The sequence below is a fragment of the Geodermatophilus sp. SYSU D00965 genome, from assembly GCF_054050075.1.
Genome location: NZ_JBJGYQ010000012.1, coordinates 49,112 through 75,099, shown reverse-complemented (window position 1 = coordinate 75,099; position 25,988 = coordinate 49,112). Strand labels below are relative to the sequence as shown.

28 protein-coding genes are annotated in these 25,988 nt (G+C 74.9%); 18 read left to right on the top strand and 10 right to left on the bottom strand.

Annotated elements, in window-relative coordinates:
- The first annotated feature begins 13 nt into the window (after positions 1-13).
- Complete coding sequence (locus tag ACI789_RS13155) at positions 14-1,564, top strand: FUSC family protein (RefSeq protein ID WP_457009651.1); 1,551 nt, start codon at positions 14-16, stop codon at positions 1,562-1,564.
- A 37-nt stretch (positions 1,565-1,601) separates the two neighbouring features.
- Here the strand turns inward: ACI789_RS13155 and ACI789_RS13150 are convergent, their stop codons facing one another.
- The 4 genes from ACI789_RS13150 to ACI789_RS13135 all read right to left on the bottom strand — a co-directional run bounded on the left by ACI789_RS13150 (position 1,602) and on the right by ACI789_RS13135 (position 4,743).
- On the bottom strand, positions 1,602-2,564 hold the full coding sequence (locus tag ACI789_RS13150; RefSeq protein ID WP_457009649.1) for an ABC transporter substrate-binding protein: 963 nt from the start codon (positions 2,562-2,564) through the stop codon (positions 1,602-1,604).
- 68 nt (positions 2,565-2,632) lie between these two features.
- A complete protein-coding gene (locus ACI789_RS13145; protein WP_457009647.1) occupies positions 2,633-3,082 on the bottom strand; it encodes a nitroreductase family deazaflavin-dependent oxidoreductase in 450 nt (149 codons plus the stop codon).
- 9 nt (positions 3,083-3,091) lie between these two features.
- Positions 3,092-4,345: a glutathionylspermidine synthase family protein gene (locus ACI789_RS13140; RefSeq protein ID WP_457009645.1), complete on the bottom strand. Its 1,254-nt coding sequence runs from the start codon at positions 4,343-4,345 to the stop codon at positions 3,092-3,094.
- 5 nt (positions 4,346-4,350) lie between these two features.
- Positions 4,351-4,743 (bottom strand): hypothetical protein, encoded by a 393-nt coding sequence (locus ACI789_RS13135; protein WP_457009643.1) that lies wholly within the window; start codon positions 4,741-4,743, stop codon positions 4,351-4,353.
- A 143-nt stretch (positions 4,744-4,886) separates the two neighbouring features.
- Here ACI789_RS13135 and ACI789_RS13130 point away from each other — a divergent pair, with 143 nt between their 5' ends.
- From ACI789_RS13130 to ACI789_RS13120, 3 genes are all read left to right on the top strand, one after another.
- Positions 4,887-5,744: a formate/nitrite transporter family protein gene (locus tag ACI789_RS13130; protein ID WP_457009642.1), complete on the top strand. Its 858-nt coding sequence runs from the start codon at positions 4,887-4,889 to the stop codon at positions 5,742-5,744.
- Positions 5,745-5,819: 75 nt separating this feature from the next.
- Complete coding sequence (gene ypfJ, locus ACI789_RS13125) at positions 5,820-6,737, top strand: KPN_02809 family neutral zinc metallopeptidase (RefSeq protein ID WP_457009641.1); 918 nt, start codon at positions 5,820-5,822, stop codon at positions 6,735-6,737.
- Between the two features lie 71 nt (positions 6,738-6,808).
- The gene (locus ACI789_RS13120; protein ID WP_457009639.1) at positions 6,809-7,570 is read left to right on the top strand and encodes an enoyl-CoA hydratase/isomerase family protein; all 762 of its coding nucleotides are present in this window, start codon (positions 6,809-6,811) and stop codon (positions 7,568-7,570) included.
- An 18-nt stretch (positions 7,571-7,588) separates the two neighbouring features.
- Here ACI789_RS13120 and ACI789_RS13115 read toward each other — a convergent pair whose 3' ends face one another.
- On the bottom strand, positions 7,589-8,431 hold the full coding sequence (locus ACI789_RS13115) for a siderophore-interacting protein (protein WP_457009637.1): 843 nt from the start codon (positions 8,429-8,431) through the stop codon (positions 7,589-7,591).
- A gap of 391 nt (positions 8,432-8,822) precedes the next feature.
- Here ACI789_RS13115 and ACI789_RS13110 point away from each other — a divergent pair, with 391 nt between their 5' ends.
- From ACI789_RS13110 to ACI789_RS13055, 12 genes are all read left to right on the top strand, one after another.
- Entirely contained in the window at positions 8,823-9,716 is an 894-nt protein-coding gene (locus ACI789_RS13110) for a hypothetical protein (protein WP_457009635.1), read from the top strand.
- 3 nt (positions 9,717-9,719) lie between these two features.
- Entirely contained in the window at positions 9,720-10,283 is a 564-nt protein-coding gene (locus ACI789_RS13105) for a phage holin family protein (protein WP_457009633.1), read from the top strand.
- Between the two features lie 30 nt (positions 10,284-10,313).
- On the top strand, positions 10,314-11,015 hold the full coding sequence (locus ACI789_RS13100; protein WP_457009631.1) for a DUF3618 domain-containing protein: 702 nt from the start codon (positions 10,314-10,316) through the stop codon (positions 11,013-11,015).
- A 187-nt stretch (positions 11,016-11,202) separates the two neighbouring features.
- On the top strand, positions 11,203-11,592 hold the full coding sequence (locus ACI789_RS13095) for a response regulator transcription factor (protein WP_457009629.1): 390 nt from the start codon (positions 11,203-11,205) through the stop codon (positions 11,590-11,592).
- A complete protein-coding gene (locus ACI789_RS13090; RefSeq protein ID WP_457009627.1) occupies positions 11,589-12,845 on the top strand; it encodes a sensor histidine kinase in 1,257 nt (418 codons plus the stop codon). Before ACI789_RS13095 ends, ACI789_RS13090 begins: the two co-directional genes overlap by 4 nt.
- Before the next feature lie 167 nt (positions 12,846-13,012).
- Positions 13,013-13,624, top strand: coding sequence for a TasA family protein (locus ACI789_RS13085; protein ID WP_457009625.1), 612 nt, complete (start codon positions 13,013-13,015; stop codon positions 13,622-13,624).
- Between the two features lie 44 nt (positions 13,625-13,668).
- Positions 13,669-14,283 carry a signal peptidase I gene (locus ACI789_RS13080; RefSeq protein WP_457009623.1) on the top strand — a complete coding sequence of 205 codons (615 nt, stop codon included), beginning with the start codon at positions 13,669-13,671 and terminating at the stop codon, positions 14,281-14,283.
- Entirely contained in the window at positions 14,280-14,954 is a 675-nt protein-coding gene (locus ACI789_RS13075; RefSeq protein ID WP_457009621.1) for a response regulator, read from the top strand. Before ACI789_RS13080 ends, ACI789_RS13075 begins: the two co-directional genes overlap by 4 nt.
- A 167-nt stretch (positions 14,955-15,121) precedes the next feature.
- Positions 15,122-15,742: a TasA family protein gene (locus ACI789_RS13070; protein WP_457009619.1), complete on the top strand. Its 621-nt coding sequence runs from the start codon at positions 15,122-15,124 to the stop codon at positions 15,740-15,742.
- A 44-nt stretch (positions 15,743-15,786) separates the two neighbouring features.
- Complete coding sequence (locus ACI789_RS13065; protein ID WP_457009617.1) at positions 15,787-16,395, top strand: signal peptidase I; 609 nt, start codon at positions 15,787-15,789, stop codon at positions 16,393-16,395.
- Positions 16,392-16,988 (top strand): hypothetical protein, encoded by a 597-nt coding sequence (locus ACI789_RS13060; protein ID WP_457009615.1) that lies wholly within the window; start codon positions 16,392-16,394, stop codon positions 16,986-16,988. Before ACI789_RS13065 ends, ACI789_RS13060 begins: the two co-directional genes overlap by 4 nt.
- Positions 16,989-17,117: 129 nt before the next feature.
- Positions 17,118-17,714 (top strand): hypothetical protein, encoded by a 597-nt coding sequence (locus ACI789_RS13055; protein ID WP_457009613.1) that lies wholly within the window; start codon positions 17,118-17,120, stop codon positions 17,712-17,714.
- A gap of 66 nt (positions 17,715-17,780) precedes the next feature.
- On the opposite strand, the gene ACI789_RS13050 is transcribed toward ACI789_RS13055, so the two are convergent.
- The 3 genes from ACI789_RS13050 to ACI789_RS13040 form a co-directional block, all read right to left on the bottom strand.
- Positions 17,781-18,479, bottom strand: a complete 699-nt coding sequence (locus ACI789_RS13050) for a response regulator (RefSeq protein ID WP_457009611.1) — start codon at positions 18,477-18,479, stop codon at positions 17,781-17,783.
- 189 nt (positions 18,480-18,668) lie between these two features.
- Positions 18,669-19,319 carry an SAM-dependent methyltransferase gene (locus ACI789_RS13045; protein ID WP_457009609.1) on the bottom strand — a complete coding sequence of 217 codons (651 nt, stop codon included), beginning with the start codon at positions 19,317-19,319 and terminating at the stop codon, positions 18,669-18,671.
- Between the two features lie 48 nt (positions 19,320-19,367).
- Positions 19,368-20,981: a DUF222 domain-containing protein gene (locus ACI789_RS13040; protein ID WP_457009607.1), complete on the bottom strand. Its 1,614-nt coding sequence runs from the start codon at positions 20,979-20,981 to the stop codon at positions 19,368-19,370.
- A gap of 325 nt (positions 20,982-21,306) precedes the next feature.
- Here ACI789_RS13040 and ACI789_RS13035 point away from each other — a divergent pair, with 325 nt between their 5' ends.
- Entirely contained in the window at positions 21,307-21,600 is a 294-nt protein-coding gene (locus tag ACI789_RS13035; protein ID WP_457009605.1) for a flagellar FlbD family protein, read from the top strand.
- Here the strand turns inward: ACI789_RS13035 and ACI789_RS13030 are convergent.
- Positions 21,578-21,820 (bottom strand): hypothetical protein, encoded by a 243-nt coding sequence (locus tag ACI789_RS13030; RefSeq protein WP_457009603.1) that lies wholly within the window; start codon positions 21,818-21,820, stop codon positions 21,578-21,580. The two genes, ACI789_RS13035 and ACI789_RS13030, sit on opposite strands and share 23 nt — an antisense overlap.
- A 295-nt stretch (positions 21,821-22,115) precedes the next feature.
- Here ACI789_RS13030 and ACI789_RS13025 point away from each other — a divergent pair, with 295 nt between their 5' ends.
- The gene (locus tag ACI789_RS13025; RefSeq protein ID WP_457009601.1) at positions 22,116-24,323 is read left to right on the top strand and encodes a SpoIIE family protein phosphatase; all 2,208 of its coding nucleotides are present in this window, start codon (positions 22,116-22,118) and stop codon (positions 24,321-24,323) included.
- Positions 24,324-24,327: 4 nt separating this feature from the next.
- Here the strand turns inward: ACI789_RS13025 and ACI789_RS13020 are convergent, their stop codons facing one another.
- Positions 24,328-25,845 (bottom strand): cation:proton antiporter domain-containing protein, encoded by a 1,518-nt coding sequence (locus ACI789_RS13020; protein WP_457009599.1) that lies wholly within the window; start codon positions 25,843-25,845, stop codon positions 24,328-24,330.
- Positions 25,846-25,988: the final 143 nt, after the last annotated feature.

Here is a 25,988-nt window from a genome sequence, read left to right as displayed (position 1 = left end):
GAGGATGAGGGTCGTGTCCGCTGCCCCCTCCCGCGTGCGGCGGGTGCGCCCCCACCTCGTCGGCCCGCCGCTGCCGGCCCTGTCCGCGCTGTGGCAGGCCGGCGGCCGACGCGGGGTCACCGCCGCGGTGTGCATGACCGTGCCGCTCGGCCTCGGCGTGGCGGCGGACCGCGCCGACCTCGGCTCCGCGGCGGCGCTCGCCGCGCTGACCGCGGTCTACGGGCACGCGCTCCCCTACCGCCGCCGGGCGGTCGTCGTCGCCGCGGTGGCCGGGACGCTGACCCTGTCCGGCACGCTGGGCGCCCTGGCCGGCGGGCACCCGGTGGCGCTGTCGCTGCTGCTCGGCGCGCTGGCCGCGGCGGCGGCCGCGGTCGCCCTGCTGTGGCGGGTCGGCCCGCCCGGGCCGCTGGGCGTCGTGCTGGTGGCCGGCGGGTCGAGCGCCCTGGGCACCGGTGCGGCCGACCTCGGCCCGCACGCCCTGGCCGCGGCCGGCGGCGCGGCGCTGGCCTGGGCCGGCTGCATGCTGCCCTGGCTGTGGGACCCCACCGGGCCGGAGCGGCGCGCCCTGGCCGCGGCCGACGCGGCGGTCGGGGTCGTCGAGCGCGGCGAGCTGGGCACCCAGCGGCCCGGCACGATCGCCCGCGCCATCCGCGTGGCCGAGGCGGCGGTCAGCAGCGGCAGCCGACGGGACGACGGCACGCTGCGCCGGCGCCTGGACGAGGTCGAGCAGCGGTTCATGCGGGCGCTGCCGGAGACGCCGCGCAGCACCGCGCCGCTGCCGGAGGCCGCCCTCCCGGACCACCGCTGGTGGCACGCACCCTGGGCGGCCATGGCGCTGCGGATCGGGGTCGGCGCCGCCGGGGCCGGGCTGGTCGCCACCGCCCTGGGCCTGGCCAGCCCCTACTGGGCGGCGGCCACCGCGGTCGGCGTCCAGCTGGGCACCGACGCCCGCGCCACCCGGGCCCGGGCGCTGCACCGGGCGACCGGCACGGTGCTCGGCGTCCTCGTCGCGGGCGTGCTGATCTGGCTGGACCTGCCGGTCGCGGTGGAGATCGTGCTGGTCGGCCTGCTGCAACTGGGCGTGGAGCTGCTCATCGCGCACCAGTACGTGCTGGCGGTCTCGTTCATCACCCCGCTGGTGCTGATGCTGGTGCACATCGGCCTGCCCGCGCGGTCCGGCGCCGACCTGATCGGCGAGCGGCTGGCCGAGACCGCGGTCGGCATCGTGCTCGCCCTCGCCGTCGGGCTGTCCCTGCTGCCGCGCGCGGCCAGCCGCCGCCTCCCGGGCGCGGTGCGCGCCACGGCCGACGCTGCGGTCACCGCCGCCGCGGCCGGTCCGGGGACGGCGGCCGATCGCCGGCTGCACGACGCCCTCGTCCACCTCAACGAGGTCGCCACCGCCGCCCGGGCCGAGCTGCTGCCGACCCCGGCGGTCACCGCCTGGACCACCCGGTCCCGCTGGGTCGCCGACCTCGGGTGGGGGCTGCTCGGCGCGCGGGCCCGCGGCGACGCGGAGCTGGCCGGCTCGCTCGCCCGCCGGATCACCGACGAGCTGGCCGGCTGACCGCCGGACGTCACGCGCGGGGCCCGGCCCGGTCCGCTCAGGCCGGCAGCTGCCCGGCGATCCGCTCCAGGTCGTCGAGGACCAGCCGGGCGCCGAGCGGCCCGATCGCCAGGAACCAGCGGTCGTCGTCCACCTCGAAGGCCCGGCCCTGCTGCACCGCCGACATGCCCTGCCACAGGCCCCCGGCGGTGATCTGCGCGGCGGCGGTGCGGCCGTCGTCGCCGTAGGCGGCGGAGAGCACCAGGTCGGCGTCGGCGGAGGCGATCTCCTCCGGGCTGACCTCGACGAAGGTCTCGGTGGTCCGCTGCGCCTCGGGACGGGCGAAGCCGACGTCGGCGAGGACCGCCCCGATGAACGAGCCCTCGCCGTAGAGCCGCACGGCGGTGCCGTCGAGGAACCGCACGATGCTCACCTCGGTGGCTGCCGGGTCCCCGAACAGCGCACCGACCTCCGCGGCCCGGTCGGCGTGCGCGGCCAGCAGCTGCTCGGCCTCCTCGGTCCGGCCCAGCGCCTCGGCGTCGAGGAGCAGGTTCTCCTGCCACGACTCGCCGATCGACTCGGCGAACACCGTCGGGGCGATGGCCGAGAGCTGCTCGTACACGTCGGTGTGCCGGACGGCGTTGGACAGGATGAGGTCGGGCTCGAGGGCGGCGATCGCCTCCAGGTCCGGCTCGGCGATCGTGCCGACGTTCGCGATCCCCGCGGGGTCGGCGCCGGCGTCCTCGATGTAGGCCGGCAGGGCGTCGCTGACGTCGGTGCGCACCGCGCCGACCGGGGTCAGGCCGAGGGCCAGGACGGCGTCGAGCTCGCCGGTGTCGAGGACGACGACCCGCTCCGGGGTGCCCTCGATCTCGGTCGTGCCGAGCGCGTGCTCCACCGTGCGGGTCTCCGCGGTCGGCGCGGCCTCCGTCGTCCCCTCGTCGTCCGCGCCGCAGCCGGACAGCGCCAGCCCCACCGCCACCGCGAGGGCTCCCCCGCGGTACCGCCCGATCCCCTGCACAGCCGTCCTCCTCGCCTGCCGGTCCCTCCGGCACCAGGAGAACTTAGGCGAGCCTCACCTACTCGTGATCACCCGGGGCGCCGCTCGACGACGAACACCGGGATGTCCCGGTCGGTCCGCTGCTGGTACACGGCGTACTCCGGGTAGACGGCGACCGCCCGGTCCCACCACCGCGCCTTCTCCTCGCCGGTGACCTCGCGGGCGACGCCGTCCCAGGGCTCGGGGCCGTCCTGCACCGTCACCTGGTCCGGGTGCGCCCGCACGTTGGCGACCCACGCCGGGTCCTTCGGCGCGCCGCCGACGGAACCGACCATCGCGTAGGCGCCCTCGTGCTCGACCCGCATGAGCCCGTTCTTGCGGACCTTGCCGGTCTTGGCGCCGCGGGTCCAGAAGATCGCGATCGGGATGCCGGTGTCGCGCAACGTGTTGGCCTCGCGGCCGCCGGTGGCCTCGTAGCGCTCCACCTGGTCGCGGACCCACTGCTGCGTACTGGGCTCGTACTCCCCTTCGAGCGGCATGGCCGGACCCTAGACGGGCCGGCTCCCGACGGCCTGCGGAGCCCGGTGGTCGATGGTGTGCGGCACGAACCAGCTGAGGTTGTCGGTGATCAGCCCGTCGCTCTCGCGGATGCCCAGCCCGGCCGGCTCGCCGTCGACCACCCACGCCCCGAGCACGGGGTGGTGCGGGCCGTCGACGCCGGGGAAGTCGGGCAACGGGGCGAACTCCTGCACCACCCAGCCCTCGGTGCCGTACCCGCCCGGCTGGGCGACCAGCACCTCCCCGCCGCGGACGATGGAGACGTTCGCCCCCTCCCGGCCCCACAGCGGCTTGCGGACGTAGTCCCGCCAGGACGACGGCATCTCGTCGGCGAAGTAGGCCGGCAGCAGCAGCTGGGACAGCTCGGCGTCGCCGCCGAACAGCTGCCACAGCACCGGCAGCAGCGCCTTGGTGCTCCACAGCATCTTGTAGGCCGGCTCGACCCACGTCGTCCCGCCGGGCCGGGCGGCGTCGGCGAGGACGGCGGCGCCGAACTCGTCCTCGACCAGCCACTCCCAGGGGTAGAGCTTGAAGACGACGTCGAGGTGGCGGCCCTGCGGGTCGTAGAAGCGCCCGTCGCCGTCGTCCAGCGCGATGTCCTCGACGACGAGCTCGATCGCCTCGTACCCGGCCTGGACGACGGTGTCCATCAGGTAGGCGACGGTCATCCGGTCCTCGCCGGAGCGCTCCTCCGACGTCCACGCCAGGTGCACGCGGGGCCGCACGCCGGTCCGCCGCTCCCACCGCAGCAGGTTGCGCCGCCAGGCGGCGACGAGCCTGTCGTGGAGGGCGTTCCACTGGTCGGCGCCCTGGCCGGTGAACAGGTGCCAGTTCCACTGGGTGACCGCGGACTCGACCAGCCCGGTGGGGGTGTCGGCGTTGAACTCCAGCAGCCGAGGCGGGCCCTGACCGTCGTAGCGCAGGTCGAACCGGCCGTACACGCTGGGCGGTTCGGCCTCCCAGGTGCGCCGGACCTCCGCCCGGGCGACCGGCGGGATCCGCATCCGGTCGAACAGGTCGTGCTCGACGACGTGGTCACCCGCGGCCACGCACATCTCGAACAGCTGCGCGACCCAGCCCTCCAGCCGCGTCACCTCGGCCATCGTGAAGTCGTAGAAGGGGCCCTCCCGCCAGTAGCTGCGCTCCTCGCCGCCCGGCGTGGTGGTGCGGTTGTAGACCAGCCCCTGGGCCTCGATCTCGGCCTCCCACCCGGGCCGGACGACGCCGGACTCGATCCGCCGCACCGCGCTCAGCCGCCGGCCGTGCCGACGCGGCCGCCCGTGCCCGACCCGATGCCCCCGGTCACGCGGGTGCCGCCGGACACCTTGCCGGTGGCCGGCAGGCCGGCCCGCTGGCGCGCGGCGGAGTCGGTGGGGCTGATCCGGGTGCCGCCGGCGGGCAGCACGGTGCCGACCGGCAGCCCGGGGCGGAAGCCGCCCAGGTAGAGGAAGAACAGTCCTGCGCCGGGACCGCGGTAGCCGTCGTCGCAGTAGTCGTCGTCGACGATCTCGCCGTCCTCGTTCGTGCAGTAGGCGACCTGCTCGTCGTCGTCGTCCGTCCCGCACCCGGCGAGGAACCCGGTCGCCGCGGTCGCGAGCACCGTCGTGGTGAGGGCGCTGCGGACGCGGTTGGAGACGGCCATGTGCTCTCCCGGCTGTGTCGAGGGTGTCGGCCGACCCTAGATCGGCACCTGGAGGTGGTCACCCTCTCGCACCGTCGACGAGCCGGGTCGGCCGCCGGGCGCTAGCGTCCGGACACCGAGGCCCGCTGCCGCGTGGAGGCGCGATGTCCGACCGCCAACCGCCCGAGATGGCCCAGGTCGCCAGCGAGACCGGGGCGAAGAAGGTCCACCGGACGTGGGACCGCGTGCTCGTCAGCGCCTTCCTCGGGGGTGCCTACATCGCCTTCGGCGCGCTCGTGGCGATCACCGTCTCCTCCGGCCTGGACCCGGGCACCTGGGGCACGCTGCCCACCCTGTTCATGGGCGCGGCCTTCACCCTCGGGCTGGTCCTGGTCATCGTCGCCGGCTCCGACCTCGCGACCGGGAACATGATGCTGGTCCCGCTGGGCGCGATGCACGGCCGGCTCAGCGGCAGCGACGTGGCCAAGAACCTGACCCTGGTGCTGCTGGGCAACCTGCTGGGCGCGCTGTTCGTGGCGTACTTCCTCGCCGTCCAGACCGGGGTCATCGGCACGCCCGGCTCCTCGGGCAACGCCGCGCTGACCCACGACCGGCTGGCCGCGATCGCCGAGGCCAAGGCCCTGCACGAGTCCCCGTGGCAGGTCTTCCTGCGCGGCGTGGGCTGCAACTGGCTGGTGTGCCTGGCGGTCTGGATGTCGCTGGCCGCGCAGTCGGTGTCGGGAAAGGTGCTGGCGGTCTTCCTGCCGGTCATGGCGTTCGTCGCCATGGGCTTCGACCACGTCGTCGCCAACATGTTCTTCCTGCCGGCGGCGATGTGGGCCGGCGTCCCGGACATCGGCTGGGGCGACGTGCTGCTCAACTGGGTGCTGGCCGGCGTGGGGAACCTGGTCGGCGCGGTGGTCTTCGTCGCGACGTCCTACTGGTACCTGTTCCTCCGCGACCAGCCGCGCGATCAGCCCAGCCGGACCCCGACCGGCGGGGAGGCCGCCGAGCGCGCATGACCGGGGTCCGCTCGGGGCACCGCCGTCGGGGTCGGCACCGTCTCGGCGTGCCCACGACCGGGAGGGATGTGCGCGATGAGGTACAGCGAGGGCGCCGACCTCGACACGTCCGGCGTGCAGGACCGGCGCGGCGGCGGGTTGGGCGGCGGCAAGGGCCTGGCGGTCGGCGGCGGCGGGCTGGGCCTGGTCGGCGTCGTGGTCCTCGTCCTGTTCCAGCTGCTCGGCGGCGGCAGCGGGGGCGGCACCGGCGCGGCCCTCGGCCAGCTGGGCGGCCTCGCCGAGGGGCAGACCGCCGACAACGGCCAGCTCGAGCAGCAGTGCCGGACGGGGGCCGACGCCAACGAGTCGGTCGACTGCGCGGTCGTCGCCGACATCGAGTCGATCCAGGACTACTGGTCCGGCGTGCTCGGCGACCGGTACCAGCCCACGAAGACGGTGTTCTTCCAGGGCTCGGTGCAGACCAGCTGCGGCGGCGCGACCAGCGGCTCGGGCCCCTTCTACTGCCCGGGCGACCGGCTGGTCTACATCGACCTGTCGTTCTTCGACACGCTGCAGCAGCAGTTCGGCGCCGAGGGCGGGTTGTTCGTCAACGCCTACGTCATCGCCCACGAGTACGGCCACCACGTGCAGAACCTGCTCGGCACCAACCAGCAGGTGACCCCGGGTGAGACCGGCCCGGAGAGCGGGACGGTGCGGCTGGAGCTGCAGGCCGACTGCTACGCGGGCAGCTGGGCCAACCACGCCGAGACGGTGCCCGACGAGTCCGGCCAGCCGCTGATCGCCGAGATCACCCAGGACGACGTCGACCGAGCGCTGGACGCCGCTGCCCGCATCGGCGACGACTTCATCCAGCGCAACCTCGGCGGCGGCACCGTCGACCAGGACGCGTTCACCCACGGCTCGTCGGAGCAGCGGCAGCGCTGGTTCACCACCGGGTACCAGACCGGCGACCCGGCGCAGTGCGACACCTTCGCCACCGACGACCTGGGCTGATGGAAAAGGACCCCTCCGCCCCCCGCCCCTCGCAAGCTCACGGCGGGACCCTGCAGAGGGGCCACCTGCGGGTGGAGACCGACGGCGCGGTCGCCGTCCTGACCATCGACCGGCCCGAGAAGCGCAACTCGCTCACCGCCGGCATGTGGGCGGCGCTGCCGGAGGTGCTGGCCGGGCCGGCCGGCGACCCGGCCGTGCGCGTCCTGGTCGTCACCGGAGAGGGGCCGAGCTTCTGCGCGGGCGCCGACATCGCCGACCTCCTCGGCGGCCCGGACGCCGAGGACCCGATGGCGGCGCTGCGGGCGGACAACCTCGCCGCGCAGACCGCGCTGCGCGAGTTCCCCAAGCCGACGATCGCCATGATCCGCGGCCACTGCATCGGCGGCGGCGTGGAGCTGGCCACCTGCTGCGACCTGCGGTTCACCGACCCGACCGGGGTGTTCGGGGTGACCCCGGCCCGGGTCGGCATCGTCTACACGCCCGAGTCGACCGCGGCGCTGCTCGACCTGGTCGGGCCCGGCACGACCAAGTACCTGCTGTTCAGCGGGGAGCTGATCGACGCGCCGACGGCGCTGCGCACCGGCCTGGTCGACCGGCTGGTGGCCGCCGAGGACCTCGAGCGGGAGGTGTTCGCCCTCGCCGAGGTGCTCGCCGCCCGCTCGGCGCTGACCCAGCGCGCGGTCAAGGAGATCGTCGCCGACCTGACCGCCGGCGGGGACGGCCGGGCCGTCGCCGGCCGCTGGTACCGCGAGACGATCACGACCGGCGAGCTCGCCGAGGGCGTCTCCGCGTTCGCCGAGCGCCGCTCCCCGCGCTTCCCCTGGACCGGCTGAGACCGGGACCCCTCGCTCTCAGCCGACGGCGAGGGACTGCTCCTCGGCCTCCACCGCCGCGTTCCACTCCGCCTTCTCCGCGCGCCACCCCTCGTCGGTGCGCCCCAGCCGCCAGTAGCCCGACACCGACAGCAGCTCCCGGGGTACCAGGCGCTCGGCGCGCAGGAACCGGCGCAGGTCGCGGACGAACCCGGCCTCCCCGTGCACGAACGCGTGCACGGTGCCGGCCGGGAGCTCGGTGGCCAGGACGGCGGCGACCAGCGCCACCCCGGGCGGGCCGGCACGGTGCACCCACACCAGCTCCACACCGGGCGCGACGGCGAGGTCCTGCTCCTCGGCGGGGTCGGCCACCTCGACGAACGCCCGCGCCGCCGCCCCCGCGGGCAGCCGCTCCAGCGCGGCGGCGATGGCCGGCAGCGCGGTCTCGTCACCGACGAGCAGGTGCCAGTCGGCGTCCGGGCTGGGGCTGTAGGCCCCGCCGGGACCCAGCAGCTGCACGGTGTCCCCGGGGCGCGCGGCCACCGCCCAGGGGCCGGCCACCCCCTCGTCCCCGTGCACGACGACGTCGAGGGTGAGCTCGCCGGTCGCGGCGTCCCACGCGCGCACGGTGTAGGTCCGCAGGCACGGCCAGAGCTCCTGCGGGTGGGTGGCCTTGACCGCCTCCACGTCGAACGGTGCCGCGTAGGGCGCACCGGCGGGCGGCAGCACCAGCTTCACGTAGCTGTCGGCGTGCGCGGGTGCGAAGCCGGCCAGCCCCTCCCCACCGAGGACGAGGCGCACCAGGTGCGGGGTGGGCCGAGCGGTGCGCAGCACCGTGGCCAGCCGGGGGGTGCGCGGACGGCGCGGGGCCTGCTCGGCCATGGAGGCTCCTGGGATCGGAGGTAAGGACTGCCTCACCTTAGTCCGCGGAAGGCGCCCGGGGGGCGCACGGACCGGACGGCACAGTTTCGTCGGCCCACCTGCGGGTATCCGCTGCACCGCGACACGGCGCCACCTAGACGCGGTGAGCACGACCCGACCGTGCGCCTCCGGACCCGGGATCCGGGGGCCACGGCCACGCCGACGCCGCTCCGCCGGGATGCGAGGAAGCGTCCGGCGGTCGAGCACCGCGCGACCCGGCCCACCCTCCGAGGGTGGGCCGGCGCCTGGTCTACCTGCACATTCGCCTGGGCGACGACCGTCCAGCGGATGTGTGGGTGATCGCGATCTGGGTAGCGCCTGCACCGACCACGACGCACGCCGAGGAGGAACCATGACGCACTCCATGGACACCCCGCTCCCGCCGCCCCCGCCCACCGGATCCGGCGCGACCGCCGGGTCGGCGGCCACCGGGACGACCACGACCGGTACGACGACGTACGGCACGACGACCACGACGTACACCTCCGACTCCCCCTCCACCACCGACGTCGCGAAGGACGAGGCCCGCAACGTCGGGCAGACCGCCGCGCAGGCCGGCAGCCAGGTCGCCTCGACCGCCGCCGACCAGGCCAAGGAGGTCGCCTACGAGACCAAGCAGCAGGCGCAGAACCTGCTGGACCAGGGCCGTTCCCAGGTGCGCCAGCAGGCCGTCAACTCGCAGCAGAAGGCCGCTCAGGGCCTGCAGGGCATCGCCTCGCAGCTGCGCGGGATGGTCGACGGCACCGGCGCACCGTCCGGGCCCGCCCGTGACCTGGTGGAGCAGGGCACCGCGAAGGTCGAGGAGTTCGCGAGCTGGCTGCAGAACCGCGAGCCCGCCGACCTGCTCGACGAGATCCGCTCCTTCGCCCGCCGCAAGCCGGGCACCTTCCTGCTCGGCGCCGCCCTCGCCGGCGTCGTCGCCGGCCGGCTGACCAGCGGGGTCAAGGCCGCCCACAGCGACTCGGGGTCCGCGACGGGCCAGCACCGGGCGGCCACGGTGAGCTACACGCAGACCAACTACGTCGACCCGGCGCCGGCCTACTCCGGCTACGCCGACACGACGACCGGGTACACCGAGACCACCGGCTACGGCGAGGGGGCCGGCTACAGCGGCGCCCCGACGACGGGCACCACGCCGGTCCCGCCGCCGCCGTACGGCACGGTGCCGCCCGAGGGTGCCGCCGTCCCGCCGACGACGACGTCCGGCTGGGACGACCCGGCCCGCCAGCCCGGTCGGGGGGTCTGACCGATGACGACTCCCTACTCCGGCGCGTCGCCGGTCGGGTCGCCGCAGGGCTACCAGGACCCGTCGCAGCAGAACTACCCGCAAGGCGGGTACGGCCAGGGCAACTACACCGTCTCCCCTGAGCAGGCGCAGACCTACGGGGCGCACAGCGGCGCCATGGGCACCCCCACCACCGCCGAGGGGCGTCCGGACGTCGAGGGCACCTCGGTCGGCCAGCTGATGGGCGAGGTCGCCAAGGACCTCTCCACGCTGATGCGCCAGGAGCTCGAGCTGGCCAAGGCCGAGGTCAAGGCCGAGGCGAGCAAGGCCGGCAAGGGCGCGGGCCTCATGGGCGCGGCCGGGTTCGCCGGCTACATGGTGCTGCTGTTCCTCTCCATCGCCCTGTGGTGGGCGCTGGAGAACGTGATGGACGCCGGGCTGGCCGCGCTGATCGTGGCGGTCATCTGGGGCGTCATCGCGGCGGTCACCTTCGTGATGGGCCGCAAGCAGCTCAAGCGCGTGAACCCGAAGCCCGAGCGCACCGTCGACACCCTCCAGCAGGTGCCCGGCGCGCTCAAGCCCAACTGACCCGGCCCCTCTCAGACATCGGAGTTGGACATGACCACCAGCAACGACCCGGAAGCCATCCGTCGGCAGATCGAGGCCACCCAGCGTGAGCTGAGCTACGACGTCGACGCCCTCAACGAGAAGGTCAACCCCGCCCGGGTGGTGGACCGGCGGGTCACCGCGGCCAAGGGCCGCATCACCCGCGCGAAGGAGAGAGTGATGGGGAGCGCCCAGAACGCCCGCAGCTCCGTGATGGGCACCGCGCACGACACCCGCTCGACGGCCTCGTACCACGCGCAGAACGCGGCCGGCACCATCCAGGACAAGGCGAGCAGCGCCGCCGAGTCCGTGCAGGACGCCGCCTCCTCGGCGGCGACCGCCGTGCAGCAGGCGCCGGACACCATCGTCCGGCAGACGCAGGGCAACCCGCTGGCCGCCGGGCTGATCGCCTTCGGTGTGGGCTGGCTGGTCTCCAGCCTGATGCCCGCCACCGAGAAGGAGCGGCAGCTGGCACAGCAGGCCGAGACCGCGGTGCGCGAGAACAAGGACGCGCTGCTGGCCCCGGCCAAGCAGGTCGCGCAGGAGATCAAGGAGGAGCTCCAGCCGGCCGCGCAGCAGGCCGTCCAGGAGGTCAAGTCCACCGCGCAGGACGCCGCCCAGACGGTCAAGGAGGAGGGCCAGTCCGCGGCCCAGGACGTCCAGGGCCAGGCCCAGGAGTCACGGCAGACGGTGCAGAGCCACACGTCCAGCTAGGCACTCGTCGCTCCACCACCACCGCGCCCCGCCGGGATCTCCCGGCGGGGCGCGGTGCGTTCGGGTCCCCTGATGGGGTGAGCAGCCGGCCGCGGGCTCTGCAGGACCGGCTGCGGCAGGCCGACGTCGTCCGGGAAGGAACGACCGCCCGGAGCCGCCGGGACGCCGGATGCGAGGGAGCCCGCCCGTGCCGACCGCAGCCCCGCGCGTGCTGGTGGCCGACGACGAGGACGACATCCGCGCGCTCGTGTGCCTGGCCGTCCGCCGGGCCGGGGGGACCGTGGTCGCCGACGTGGCCGACGGGACCGCCGCGCTGACCGCCGTGCGGGCGGAGTCCCCGGACCTCGCCGTCCTCGACGTGTCGATGCCCGGCGCCAGCGGGCTGGAGGTCTGCGCCGCGCTGCGCGCCGAGCCGGGCACCGCCGCGGTCCCGGTGCTGCTGCTGTCGGCCGGCGCCTCCCCCGACGACGTCGCCCGCGGGCTGGCCGCCGGCGCCGACGCCTACCTCGCCAAGCCCTTCTCGGTCGCCGGGCTGGTGGCCCGCATCCGGGACCTGACCGCCGGAGCGCCCGCATGACCACCGCCGAGGCGTCACGGCCGCCCGCCGACGTCCGTTCGCTGCAGGCCGAGGTCGAGCGCCTGCGCGCGGAGAACGCGGCCCTGACCACCCGGATGCAGACCCGCGACGGGGAGCTCGAGGTCGCCACGCGGATGCTGCAGGCGCGGGCGCAGACGATGACCAGCGTCATCGACGCGGTCACCGAGCAGTCGATCATCGGCACCGACGTGGACGGCGTCGTCCGGGTCTGGAACCCCGGGGCCGAGCGGATGCTGGGCCTCCCCCGGGCCGCCGTCGTCCGGCGGCGCCGGATCACCGAGTTCCACCTCCCCGAGGAGCTCGCCGAGGCCGGTGGTGGGCTGGCCGCGCTGGTGCGCACCGCGCAGCAGCAGGGCAGCGACGTCCGCGACTGGACGTACCTGACCGCCGCCGGTGAGGAGCTCACCGTCTCCGTGGCGGTCACCCCGCGCACCGACGACACCGGCGCGCACGCCGGCTGGAACTTCGTCGGCACGGACATGACCGAGGTCCGCGCCACCGAGCGCATGAAGGACCAGTTCGTGAGCCTCATCAGCCACGAGCTGCGCACGCCGCTGAGCTCGATCCTCGGCTACCTGGAGCTGGTCCTCGACGACCCCGACCAGCCGCTCACCGACGAGCAGCGGCAGTACCTGACCACGGTGGAGCGCAACGCCCAGCGCCTGCTGCGGCTGGTCGGCGACCTGCTGTTCACCGCCCAGGTCGACGCCGGCCGGTTCAGCCTGCAGCCCGAGGACGTCGACCTCGCCGCCGTCGTCCGCGCCGCGGAGGAGACCGCCCGGGTCACCGCGGCGGGCGCCGACGTCGACGTGGTGGTGGACGCGCCCGAGGGCGGCCTGGTCGTCCGCGGGGACGCCGTCCGGCTCGGCCAGGCCTGCGACAACCTGGTCTCCAACGCGGTGAAGTTCACCCCGCGCGGCGGCCGGGTCACCCTCACGCTGCGCGAGGCCTGGCGGACGGCGGACGGCGAGGTCGGCAGCGACCCGCGGCCGGACGCCGTCCCCGTCGCCCGGCTGTCGATCAGCGACACCGGCATCGGCATCCCGGCCGGCGAGCAGGCACAGCTGTTCGCCCGCTTCTTCCGCGCCTCCACCGCCCGGCGGGCCGCGGTCCCCGGCGTCGGACTGGGCCTGGCGATCACCAAGGCGATCACCACCGCGCACGGCGGCACGCTCGAAGTGGCCAGCGTCGAGGGGCAGGGCACGACCTTCACGCTCACCCTGCCGCGCTAGACGGGCCCCCTCCTCCCCGCCCCTCGCGAGCCTCCCCGGGATGCGATCCCGCGGGAGGCTTGCGGCTCTCTTGCGGATGACGGGCGGGGGGCCTGCGGTTCGGCCTCCAGAGTCGTCCCTGTCGCCGGAACAACCCGTTCCGGTCCCCACGACAGGAGACGCAGGACATGAGCAGCAAGGCCCGCACCACCACCGCCCGCAAGGTCGTCGGTTCCCTCGGCGTGATCGGCGCCGCCGCCGCCGTCGCCGGCCTGGGCACCTTCGGTACCTTCACCGACTCCACCACCCCGATCTCGACCCAGGTCACCACCGGCACCGTGGACGTCAACCTGGCCCAGCCGGCCGCCGCCATCCCGGCCACCACGGCCAACTTCGTGCCCGGGGACACCATGTCCCGCGCGGTCACCCTGTCCAACGACGGGACCGCACCGCTGTCCTCGGTCACCCTGGGCGTGACCTCGTCCACCTCGACGGTGCTCACCACCGACATCGTCAACGGCCTGCAGCTGGAGCTGAAGTCGTGCTCGGTCGCCTGGACGCAGGGCGGCACCGCCGACGCGCCGACCTACACCTGCTCGGGGACTCAGCGTTCGCTGGGCACGGGGCCGGCGGTCAGCAACCGCACGCTCGACACCCCCGCCAGCCTGACCCCCGGCAAGGTCGACAACCTGGTCTTCACCGTCTCGCTGCCGACCACGGCCGACAACGCGTTCGCCGCCAAGAGCAGCACGCTGAGCCTCACGTTCACCGGCGTGCAGCGCGGCGGCACCGCGCGCTGACCCGACCGACCGCCGTCCCGCCGAGCTGACCGGAGAGCCCCGCCATGACCGCCGTCCTCCCCCTCGCCGTGCCGGGGGCAGCCCGCCCGCTGTCCCCGGCCGAGGACGCCGCCCGCACCCTGGGTCGGCTGCGCCCCGCCGTGGGGTTCGTGTCCCGCTGGTCCGTGCGGGCCCTGGTCCTGGTGGCGGTCGTGGCCTTCGCCGGCCTGGCCATCGGCCCGCACGTGCTCGGCTACCGCACCATGACCATGCTCACCGGCTCCATGGCCCCGGCCATCGACCCCGGCGACGTCGTCATCAGCACCCCCCTCGCCGTCTCCGACGTCACCGAGGGCATGATCATCAGCTACCACATCCCCATCGACGACCACCGCGTCGTCACCCACCGCGTCACCGACGTCACCCACGCCCCCGACGGCACCGTCACCGTCCAGACCCAGGGCGACGCCAACGAGGCCCCCGACCCCTGGACCGCCGTCCTCCAGGGCGACACCGCCTACCAGGTCCAGGCCGTCATCCCCGAACTCGGCCACCTGCTCACCACCCTGCGCACCCCCTGGATCAGCCACGCCCTCGTCTACGGCGCCCCCGCCCTCCTCGCCGGCTGGCTCCTGCTCACCATCTGGCACCCCGCCCGCGACGAGGAGGACGACGCGTGAGCTCGCCGCACCGTCGGCCGACCGCCCTGGTGGTCGACGCCGACGCCACCGACCGCGCCCGGGTCGCCGGCCTGCTGCGGGTGACCGGCTGGGACGTCTCCGAGGCTCCCGGCACCCGCGAGGCCCTCACCCTGGCCCGCCGCCTGGACCTGGACCTGGTCGTCACCGACCTGCCGGCCCCGGCCGGCGAGGGCCCCGCCCTGCTCCGCCGCCTGCGCGTGGCGGGCAGCCGGGCACACCTGCTGGTCGTCGCCGGCGACTCCCCCGCGGAGGAGCGGGCCGCCGCGCTCGCCGCCGGGGCCGTGGCCTGCCTGCCCAAGCCCGTGGGCGCCGAGATCCTGCTGGACCTGCTCCGTGACCGGGCCGCGGCGCCGCAGCCGGTCACCGAGGTCGGCGACCTGCACGACGAGGACGTGGACGCCGCCGTGATGGACCGGCTGCAGGAGCTCTACGTCAGCGCCCTGCCCGACCGGCTGACCGCCATCGCCGACCGCGCCCGGGCCGGGGACGCACCGGCCCTCGCCCAGGTGTCGACGACGCTCGCCGGGACCAGCGCCCAGCTCGGCCACCCGGAGGTCGCCGCGGTCTGCCGGGCGATCGCCCGCGACGCCCGCCGGGGCGTCCTCGCCCACGACCTCGTCGTCGAGCTCCGCTCGGTCGCCGGCGCCTGAGCAGCCCGCAGCCCGCCGGCCCACCACCGCCCGAGGCTCCCGCCCTGACCTCGCGGGAGCCTTGCGCCTCTCTTGCGGAAAGCGGGCGGGGTGCCTGCGGTTCGGCCTCCAGAGTCGTTCCTGTCGCCGGGACACCCCGCCCCGGCCGGAAGCAGGAGACGACAGCCATGACCCGCAAGACCCGCGCCACCACCGCCCGCAAGGTCGTCGGTTCCCTCGGCGTGATCGGCGCCGCCGCCGCCGTCGCCGGCCTGGGCACCTTCGGTACCTTCACCGACTCCACCACCCCGGTGTCGACGCAGGTGGCCACGGGCACGGTGTCGATCGACCTGACCCAGCCGGCCACCGCGATCCCGGCAACAATCTCCGACCTCATCCCGGGCGACTCCGTCAACCGCCTGGTGGCCCTCAAGAACGACGGCACCTCGGCGCTGTCCTCGGTGTCGCTGAAGGTCACGTCCAGCACGTCCAACGTGCTCACCACCGACAAGACCAACGGCCTCCAGCTGTCGCTGCAGGCGTGCTCCGGGAGCTGGGTCCAGGGCGGCAGCTCGACCGCGCCGACCTATTCCTGCTCGGGCGGCACCGCGCGCAACGTCCTCACCCCGGGTGGCGTCCTGCGCGCCGACGAGGCCCTGCAGAGCCCGGCCAGCCTGACCCCGGGCAGCACCGACCAGCTGGTCCTGAGCATCTCCCTGCCCACGGGGGCGGGCAACCAGTTCCAGGGCCTGAGCAACACGCTCTCGCTGACCTTCACCGGCGTGCAGCGCAACGGCACCGCGCGCTGACCCGACCGACCGCCGTCCCGCCGAGCTGACCGGAGAGCCCCGCCATGACCGCCGTCCTCCCCCTCGCCGTGCCGGGGGCAGCCCGCCCGCTGCCCCCGGTGGCCCGGCCCGCCCTCCGCGTGCTCGCCCCGGTGGCCGCCTTCGCCGGCCGCTGGCTGGTCCGGCTGCTGGTCCTGGTGGCGGTCGTGGCCTTCGCCGGCCTGGCCATCGGCCCGCACGTGCTCGGCTACCGCACCATGACCATGCTCACCGGCTCCATGGCCCCGGCCATCGACCCCGGCGACGTCGTCATCAGCACCCCCCTCGCCGTCTCCGACGTCACCGAGGGCATGATCATCAGCTACCACATCCCCATCGACGACCACCGCGTCGTCACCCACCGCGTCACCGACGTCACCCACGCCCCCGACGGCACCGTCACCGTCCAGACCCAGGGCGACGCCAACGAGGCCCCCGACCCCTGGACCGCCGTCCTCCAGGGCGACACCGCCTACCAGGTCCAGGCCGTCATCCCCGAACTCGGCCACCTGCTCACCGCCCTGCGCACCCCCTGGATCAGCCACGCCCTCGTCTACGGCGCCCCCGCCCTCCTCGCCGGCTGGCTCCTGCTCACCATCTGGCACCCCGCCCACGACGAGGAGGACGACGCGTGACCACCGTCCGCCGCACCCTGGTCCTGCTCGTCCTCACCGTCGCCGTCGTCGTCGGCGCCTCGCTGCCGGCCCAGGCCCTCTTCGCCGACACCGCCGCCGCGCCGGCGATGAGCCTCGGGACGCTGACCGTGCAGCCGCCCACCAGCGTCAAGGTCGACACCTCCTGCCTGACCACCACCGTGGTGACCCGGCGGACCTACACCTCCAACTACTGGGGCGGGTCCACGCAGACCGGCTACAGCCAGAGCACCACCACGCAGACCAGCAGGACGAACGTGGACAGCACCGCGACGACGCGCACCGACGGCCCGGGCTGGAACGAGTACACGATCACCACGACGTCGAAGAACACCGAGCTCTACGCGACCGCCAGCTGGAAGCCGAGCACCTCGGCGAACGTCAGCGGCTATCAGATGGTCGCCCACCTCGGCAACGGGGACGTCTTCACCTTCGCCCAGTCGGCCAACGCCACCTCGATGAGCGCCAACGCCGACGCCGACTACCTGTCCACCAACCTCCAGCTGACCATCGACACGGTGACCACCTACGGATGGACGGCGAGCTCGGCCCTCTCCAAGACGCTCACCTGCTGAACCGGGCGGCGCAGCCGCGGCCTTGCGGAACTCTTGCGGTTCCCTCGCGCGGCGCGTGCGGTCCGGACAGCAGAGTCGTCCCTGACCGCCGGGACACCGAGTCCCGCACCGGACAGAGAGGGAGGGGCCGTGAGCGCCGTCCGCCGCACTGTCGTCCTCCTCGTCCTCATCGTCGCCGTGATCGTCGGCGCGTCACTGCCGGCCCAGGCCCTGTACGCCGACAGCACCGCGGTGACGACGACGCTGGGCACGCGGACCGTGCAGCCGCCGACCAACGTCCGCGTGGACCCCTCGTGCACCACGACGACGACCGTGATCAAGCAGACCTACCGGGTGGACCCGTACACCGGGTACACCACCCGGACCAGCTACAGCGAGACCCGGACCACGGCCACCAGCAAGAGCAACGTCGAGAGCGACACCACGACGACGACGTGGACGAGCAGCACCGAGTACACGACCACCCGGACGATCAAGAACACCGACCTCTACGCCACCGGCAGGTGGAAGCCCAGCGCGACGCCCGGCGTCACCGGGTACCGGCTGGCCGCGATCCTCAACAACGGCTGGGTCTACCCCCTCGAGGACGCCGGCCCCGCGGCGACGACCGTGACCGGGCACTACGACGCCAGCGTGGTGGACCTGCAGGCACGCCTGGCGATGGTGACGCTCACCAGCTACGGCTGGACGGCGAACTCGGAACTGAGCAACGTCGTCACCTGCTGACCGCAGACACACGACGGGCCCGGACCTCAGGTGAGGTCCGGGCCCGCTGTCGTGTCGGAGGACGGGTTACGCCACCAGCCGGTAGCCCACCCCGCGGACGGTGCGGATCTCCGGCGAGCTGAGGCCGGCCGCCTGCAGCTTGCGGCGGAGGTTGGACATGTGCGCCTCGACCAGGCGGACGCTGCCCTCCCAGTCGGTCTGCCAGACCTCGCGCAGCAGCGTCTCCCGCTGCAGCACGCGGCCGGGTCGGGAGGCGAGGGCGGCGAGCAGGTCGAACTCGGTGCGGGTCAGGTCGACGACGGCGCCGTCCACCCGGACCTCGCGGCTGTCCTCGTCCACCTCGAGCTCGGCGAGGCGGAGGACGGACTCCTCGACCGGCGCCGGGCGCGGTGCCGGCACGCGCGGCCGGCGCAGCATCGCCTGCACGCGGGCGACCAGCTCGCGCGGGGAGAACGGCTTGGCCATGTACCCGTCGGCGCCGACGGCCAGGCCGATCAGCAGGTCTACCTCCTCGGCGCGCGCGGTGAGCATGAGGACGTAGCACTCGCTCTCGGCGCGGATCTGCCGGCACACCTCGGTGCCGTCCGCGTCGGGGAGGCCCAGATCCAGGACGACGACGTCGGGCGCCGCGCGCCGGACCTCGGCCAGCGCCTCGGCTCCGGACGCGACCGCACGGACGTCCATCCCCGCGCGGCGCAGGACCGTGCAGACCAGTTCCCGGATCTCCTCGGTGTCCTCCACGACGAGCACGGACTGCTCGGTCACGACCTTCCTCCATCCGCTCGCGCTGGTGGGACCCGGCGACGGAGCTCCCGTCACCTGAGCGGGTGATCGGCGGTGCCTGCGGGTGCCTTGAGCGATGGGGCCAGGGCTCCCCCGAAGGGAGGAGGGCCCGTACGGGCCGGGGCTCCCCGCTCGGGCAGGCGTCCCGCCTGGCGACGCGGGAGCCTTCGCTCAGCCCGCGCTGACGCGCCGCAGCAACCGGACGGCGACCGACCCGATCGGCGTGGCGGGACGCCGGGAGACGCCGTCGACCACGAGGCCCCGCCGGGCGGCGTGCTCGGCGACCGCGTCCACGACGGCGACCTCGGCACCCGGCCGCATGACCGAGAAGGCCACGACGACCCGTCCCGGAGTGGCCAGCGCGCGGTCGACGACGGCCCAGGTCGCCGCGGCGCCGGAGTCCCAGAAGGCCCGGACGTCGAACGCGACCACGACGTCGAAGGACCCCCTGCGGCCGAGGTCGGCGTCGACCAGTGGTGCGGTCAGCAGCTGGACCCGGCCGGCCTCGACCGCGACGCGGTTGCGCCGGACGGCCGAGGCGACCACGGCCGCCGACCGGTCGATCCCGACCACCTCGGCCCCGCGGTCGGCGAGCAGCGCGACGAGGGCGCCGGGCCCGCAGCCCACCTCGAGCACCCGCTCCCCCGGCTCGGCGGCGACCACCTCCGCGGCCCAGGTCATCCGTTCCGACGGTGCGGTCACGGTCTGCTCACCTCCGACGGAACGGGCATGGTCAGCATCCTCTCGGTGAACCGCCCGGGTCAGCTCCCTTCGGCCGCGACCGCCCCCGACCCGGTCCGGGCCGCACTTCCGGGACCCCACCGGCTGCTGCCGTCGGGTTCCCGCGGGAACGCGACCCCACCGTCGTCCTCACGCCGCCGCGTCGGCCTCCGCTGCGAGCCGGCGGACGAAGTCGCGGTGTCCCATGAGGACGCTGACCACGTAGCCGAGGTCGATCCGCTCGCCGTTGACGCGCAGCGCGTCGGGCAGGTCGGGCGCACCGTCGGGGAAGAGCAGCTCGGTCACCGTCGCGCTGCCGCCGGCTGCCGCGGGGGGCTCGTCCGGACCAGGTGAGCCGGGCCCCTCGACGCCACGGAGGCGGGCGGGTGCAGTCTGCGGGCGGCGTCCGGCCTGCTGGTCGATCGGGTGGATCCCGACGAACCGTTCCGCGGCGCCCGCACCGCCGGAACGCCGAGCGCCCTCCGGTGCGGCCGGGCCAGGCTCGGCCGGCACACGCAACGGACGGGACAGCCCGGACGGGTCCGACAGACCCGCCAGGCCGGCGTCGAACGCGGCATCGGCGACACCCCACACCCGGCGGCCGTCAGGAGTGGTGACGACCAGCTCGCCGTGACGCCGGGTCATGACCAGGTCCAGGTCGTGGACCAGGCCGTGGTCGGCGTCGCAGAGCAGCACCATGTTGTCCACGTCGGTGCGCCCGCCGAAGATCCAGTGCCGCAGGTGGTGGGCGTGCAGCCGCTCGATCCGCACCTCGGGGCAGCCGGGCCGGGCGCATCCGCCGTCACGCCGGAGCAGGGCGCGTCGCTGGGCGCGGGTCGCCAGGCGCCGACCCCGGCCCACGGCCAGCGGCTCCCGCCCCGCGGAGAGCATCGTCACGACGGTGGCCTCGCACAGCATCCGGCGCACGTCCGTGGCGTGCAGGGCAGGGCCACCCTCGAGGAAGGCCCGGCCCGCGGCGGCGTCGTCGGCGACGACGGCTGCGTCGACGTGCACGACGACCTCCCGCCGCGGTGGGTCACCGGCCCGGCGGTCGGCGTCGGCCGCGGCGTCGGCGAGCTGGGCGAGTGCGGCACACCGGCGCACGGTGGTGCGCTCACGGGCCATGGCGACCTCGTCGGTGTCGTCGACGCGTTCCGGCGCGGTCGAGGCCGGCGCAGCGACGGGCCCGGCCGGAGCACCGGCGGCTGCCGCCCGCTTGGCCTGGGCGCGGTCCCGCCGGGCAGCGCGTTCTGCCAGCGAGTCCACCCCGGCGAGGAACCGGGCCCCCTGCTCGGCGTCCAGGCGCAGGTGGACGGTGAGCATGCCGTCGTCGTCCCACCAGTACTCGAACTGCCGCCTGGCGGCGACCCGGTCCCGGTCGGCGGCGTCCGCACGCCGCCACTGGCGCACGACGCGTTCGGTCTGCGAGGCGGTGGCCTCCAGCGCGAACTCCAGCAGCTCGGCCTCGGTGTCCGGCTCGGCGACGCGGGTCAGAGCGCGGACCTTGGAGTAGCACAGCCGGCCGGCCGCGAAGGCGGCACCGATCCGGGGCAGCACGACCAGGGCCCGGGCCACCCGGACGTGCTCGCGCGCCGTTCCCGGCGACATGCCGCACTGCCACGCCAGCCAGTGGGCACACGAGCGGATGCCGTAGGCGCCCCAGCCCTCTCGGCGGTCGAACTCGGCGACCAGCGTCAGCCACGCCGCGGTGGCCGCGGCCAGCCGCACCGCGCCGGACGTGATCCGCCGGGCCAGTTCCGCCAAGTCGGTTCCGGCGGGGTCGGTTCCGGCGGGCGCAGGCCCCTCATTCGTACGCATGTTCGAAGACTAGGAGCGGGGAGTGACAATATTGCAGGTCACGGCGCTGAAGCGTTCCCGCGGGAACGCCCGGCCGCGGCGTAGGAGCCGGAGGGCCGCCGGCCGACAGCGCGAGCCCGACCCGCCCCACGTTCCCGCGGGAACGCTCACCCCATGGGGGCGGCTCCCACCACCGGACTCAAGGGCGAGCACCCACCCGCCGAAGGTGAGGCTGCCCGACACCCAGGGACCGCCGCCGGGACCCGATGCCCCGCCGAGCAGGAGGACCGCCATGATCGGCCTCATCCGCCGCAGCGGCGACTACTGCCGCCTCGACCCCGACGCCATCGAGCGCGTCGAGACGACTCCCGACACCGTCGTCTTCCTGACCGACGGCGCGCGGTACTGCGTCGTCGAGACGATCGACGAGATCATCGAGAAGATCCGCGACGACCGCGCCGGCGTCATCGCGGCCTGCTACGTCCTCGACCGCGGCGAGGACCCCGACCCGCTGGGGCTGGGCCGCTCCGCCGTCGCACCGGAGGCCCACGCGCCCGGCCCGGTCATCCCGGTCCGTCTCCCGTAGCCGCTGCGCCCCGTCGGCAGGCGACCGACAGCACGTAGTCGAACCACCGCTGCCCCTCGCCCTCGTGCAGGGGGACCGGCCCGACGAGCACCGCGGTGGACCAGTCCGGCTTCCCCACGTCGCCGCGCGCGACCTCGTGGTCGATCTCCGCCCGCAGGCCGACGAGGGCGCTGCGCCGGTCGGGATAGGGCAGCGCGATGGCCGAGGACACCCAGGTCACGCACTCAACGGTCGACGCCGCCACGCTGCCACTCCCCGGTCTGCGTCCGACGGACCCTCCGCCGGACGACGCCCAGTCTCGGGCGCGCCCCGCACGACCTCCACCGCCGCGTCGCAAGGCTCCCGCAAGAAGGCGGGACGACGCCGGACACCGGGACGACGCCGGGCACGGGGACGACGCCGGACCACGGACCGCACCCGGCAGCGGGGGTGACGGCGACCGCGGAGCACGCCATGATGTGGCGGTCACGAGAGCCCGTGACGACGTTGCGAGGTCTCGATCCGCGGAGCGCTCGATGACGAGCCGGCAGCGCTCTCCCCAGCCTCCGTGGCGGCTCGTGCTCGTCGTGGGCACCGCCTACGCCGCCGGATCGGCGGTGTCCTTCGCGCTCTTCGAGGCCTCGGCCATCGGCGCGGTGTTCTTCCCGCCCGCCGGGGTCACGTTCTCGGCGCTGGTCCTCACCGCACCGCGCCGGTGGCCGTGGGTGCTCGGCACCGCGGCCGTCGTCGAGGCCGCCGTCGACCTGTACTTCGGGCTGCCCGCCCCGTCGGTGGCCGGCTTCGTGCTGGCCAACGTCGCCGAGCCCCTGGTGGGCGCCCTGCTGCTGCGCCGGTTCGTCCAGCGGATCGACCTCCGGCGGCGTCGCGACCTCGGCGCGTTCATCGGCTGCGGTGTGCTCGCCGGACCGTTCGTGGGTGCGCTGATCGGCGCGACCACCAACCACCTGGCGATGGGCCGGGACTGGTTCGACGCCTTCTTCCCGTTCTGGGCCGGCGACGGCCTGGGCGTCCTCACCGTGGCCGGCACGGTGCTCACCTGGCGCACGGACGGCGCCTGGCCCACGCTCGGGACGACGGTCCGGCGGGTCCTGCTGGTGACCCTGGCCGCCGGGGTCACCGTGCTGGCGTTCTGGCCGGTGGTGGTGCCGCTGAGCTACGCCACCGTCCCGCTGCTGATCGCCTACGCGTTCGTGTACGGCGTCCCCATGGTGACCGCCGCCGGGTTGGCCGTGACCCTGGCCGCGAACGTGGTGACCGCCGCGGGCCGGGGCCCCTGGGCGATCCTGGCCGGGGTCCCCAACCTGGAGATCGCCAGCCTGCAGCTGTTCCTCGCCGTCGCCGTCCTGACCGCCTGGCTGCTGGCCGTCGAGATCGAGGAGCGGCAGCGGGCCCGGACCGTCTCCGAGCGGGACCGGGCGGTGCGCCGCCGGGTGGAGGCCCTGCAGGAGGTGACGGCGGGGCTGGCCAACGCGGCCACGTCGGACGCGATCGCCCAGGTGCTCGTCCGGCGCGGCATCGGCCTGGTCGCCGACCAGGGCGTGGTCGGCGTCCTCACCCCGGACGGCTCCCGGTTGCGCACCTGGCGCACCGTGCCCGACGACTCCGCACCGGTGGAGCGGGACCTCCCGCTGGACGCCCCCGCCCTCCTCGCCGTCGCCGTCGGCTCCGGCCGGCAGGTCCGGGCGCAGTTCCCGGCGCTGCACGCCACCTTCCCGGCCGGCCTGGCCGGCGAACCGCCCGACGACAGCCGCAGCGCGCTGGCCGTGCCGGCCCGGATCGGCGAGGTGACCGTCGGCGCGCTCGGCTTCGGGTTCGGCTCGGACGCCGCCGGCGACGCCGAGGTCGCCGCCGTCGCGAGCACCCTCGCCGAGCTGATGGCCCAGGCGCTCCTCCGGGCGCGGCTCTACGAGCAGGAGCACGAGGCCGCCCACCAGCTGCAGCAGGCCTTCCTCCCGGTGCTGCCCGACCACCTGCCCGGGGTGGCCGTCGCCGGCTGCTACCGGCCGGCCGACCAGGAGCACGACATCGGCGGCGACTGGTACGACGTCTTCCCCCTGCCCGGCGGGCGCGCCGCCATCGTCGTCGGGGACATCGTCGGGCACGACCTGCCCGCCGCGGCCGCGATGGGCCGGTTGCACTCGGCGCTGCGGGTCATCGCCGGCGGCCGGCACGCCGGACCGCGGCAGGTGCTCGAGGCGCTGGACGAGGCCTGCCCGAGCATCCCCGGGGCGGCCTTCGCCACCCTCGCCTACGGGGAGTACGACCCCACGACGTGCGTCCTGCGCTACGCCTGCGCGGGCCACCCTCCCCCGCTGCTGGTCACCGACGGCCGGGCCCGATACCTGCAGGGCGGCCGCTCCACCCCGCTCGCCGTCACCGACAAGCCCCGCGCCGAGGCCGAGCTCGCCGTCCCGCCCGGCTCGGTGCTGCTCTGGTACTCCGACGGCCTCGTCGAGCGCCGGGACAGCGACCTCGACGCCGGCATGGGCCTGCTGTCGGCCGTCGCCGAGGAGATCGACGCCGACGACCCGGCGGTCTGGCGGGACGTCGTCATGGCCGAGCTGACCGCCGGCCGGCGGCTGCAGGACGACGTCGTGCTGCTCTGCCTGCGCCTGGACGCCGACCGGACGGCGGACGACGACGCCCCGGCCGACCGGGAGCTGCTGCACCCTCCGGGGATCCGCCCCGGGCTGCACCTGGTGCCGGGGGAACGCACCGGCTGACCGCTCACGAGCCGGTGTCGCCCAGCCAGTGCGCCAGCCGGCCGCTGCGGTGCACCGCCAGGATCCGCTTCTCGGTGGCGTGCCGTTCGGCCGGGTCGGTGAACACCAGGAGGACGTCGTCGGTCTGCAGGCGGGTGTGCGGTGCGACGGCGAACGTCGCGCCGTCCCTGGCCAGCAGCCCGGGCGTCGCGCCCTCCGGCAGCCGCAGCTCGTTCACGTGGACCCCGTGCAGGCGGGACCCGGGCAGCACGCGGACCTGCAGGAGGTCCGTGCCCAGCTCGTGCAGCGACGAGGTGCCCACGTCCAGGTCCAGCGGCACGCCGTCGGACCGCACCCTCGTCGCGGGACCGGGCACCAGGCGGCGCGGGATGAGGACGGCCAGGCGCGGCGAGGAGTAGACCGCGATCGGGCCGAGGACGGCGAGGACGAGGACGTAGCCGGCGGCGAACGAGCCGAGCCGCGGGTCGAGCCCGGCCGCCAGCGCCAGCGACGCCAGGACCAGCGAGAACTCGCCGCGGGTGAGCACGGTCAGGCCGATGTTCGCGGCTCCCGTGCGGTCCAGCCCGTGCAGGCGGGCGGCGACGACGCCGGCCACGACGGCGAGCAGGACCGTCGTCCCGACGGCGACGAGGATCTGCGGCAGCACGGCCACGACGTCCCCGACGTCGATGGTCAGGCCGAAGTGGAAGAAGAAGATCGCGCCGAAGCCGTCGCGCAGCGGGTGGGTCAGCTGGCGCAACCGCGCCGCGGCCGGGGTGGACGCCAGGATCAGGCCGATCATGAACGCGCCGATGGCGTCGGAGACCCCCAGGTGCTCGCCGGCGCCGGCCGTGGTGACCGCCAGTCCCAGGGCGAGGACGACGACGATCTCCTCGTCCTTGGTCCGCATGAGCCCGCTGACCACCCGCGTGCCGTACCGGGCCACCAGGGAGAGGACCAGCAGGAACGCGAAGGCGACGGCCGTGCCGACGACGGCGTCGAGCAGGCCCTCGGCGCCGCCCAGCACCGGCTGGAGGAGGGCGAGGTAGAGGGCGAGGAAGAGGTCCTCGATGACGACGATCCCGAGGATGACGCGGGTCTCCGGGTTGCCGAGCCGCCGGGTCTCCACGAGCAGCTTGGTCACGATCGCCGACGACGAGATGCCCACGATGCCGGCGACGATGAAGGCCTCCGCCGTCCCCCAGCCCAGCGCGAAGCCCAGTGCCAGCCCGCCGCCGGTGTTCAGGCACAGGTAGACCCCGGCGGCCGCCGCCAGCCGCCGTCCGCCCGAGGTCAGCTGGCCGAGGGAGAACTCCAGCCCGAGGTAGAAGAGGAGGAAGACCAGCCCGAGGCGGGCGACGAGCTCGAGCTCGCCCGGGTCGCCGACCAGGACGAACCCGGGCGTGTGCGGTCCCAGCAGCACCCCGGCGAGCATGAACAGCGGGATGGTCGGCAGCCCGATCGGCACACCGGCCCGCGCGACCAGCCCGCAGACGAGGAAGGCGCCGCCGAGGGCCAGGAGTGCCTCAGCGACGTGGTGCACCCGGCCCCCTCGTGGACGTCCTCCCCCACCTGCCGGCCGTCGGCCCGCGCCCGATCCTCACCGGCCGGCCGGCGGGGGCGGTATCCGTGCCAGCACCCATTCGCCGACGGGGGGGCATGGGTGCTGGGCCCCATCTTCTGCAC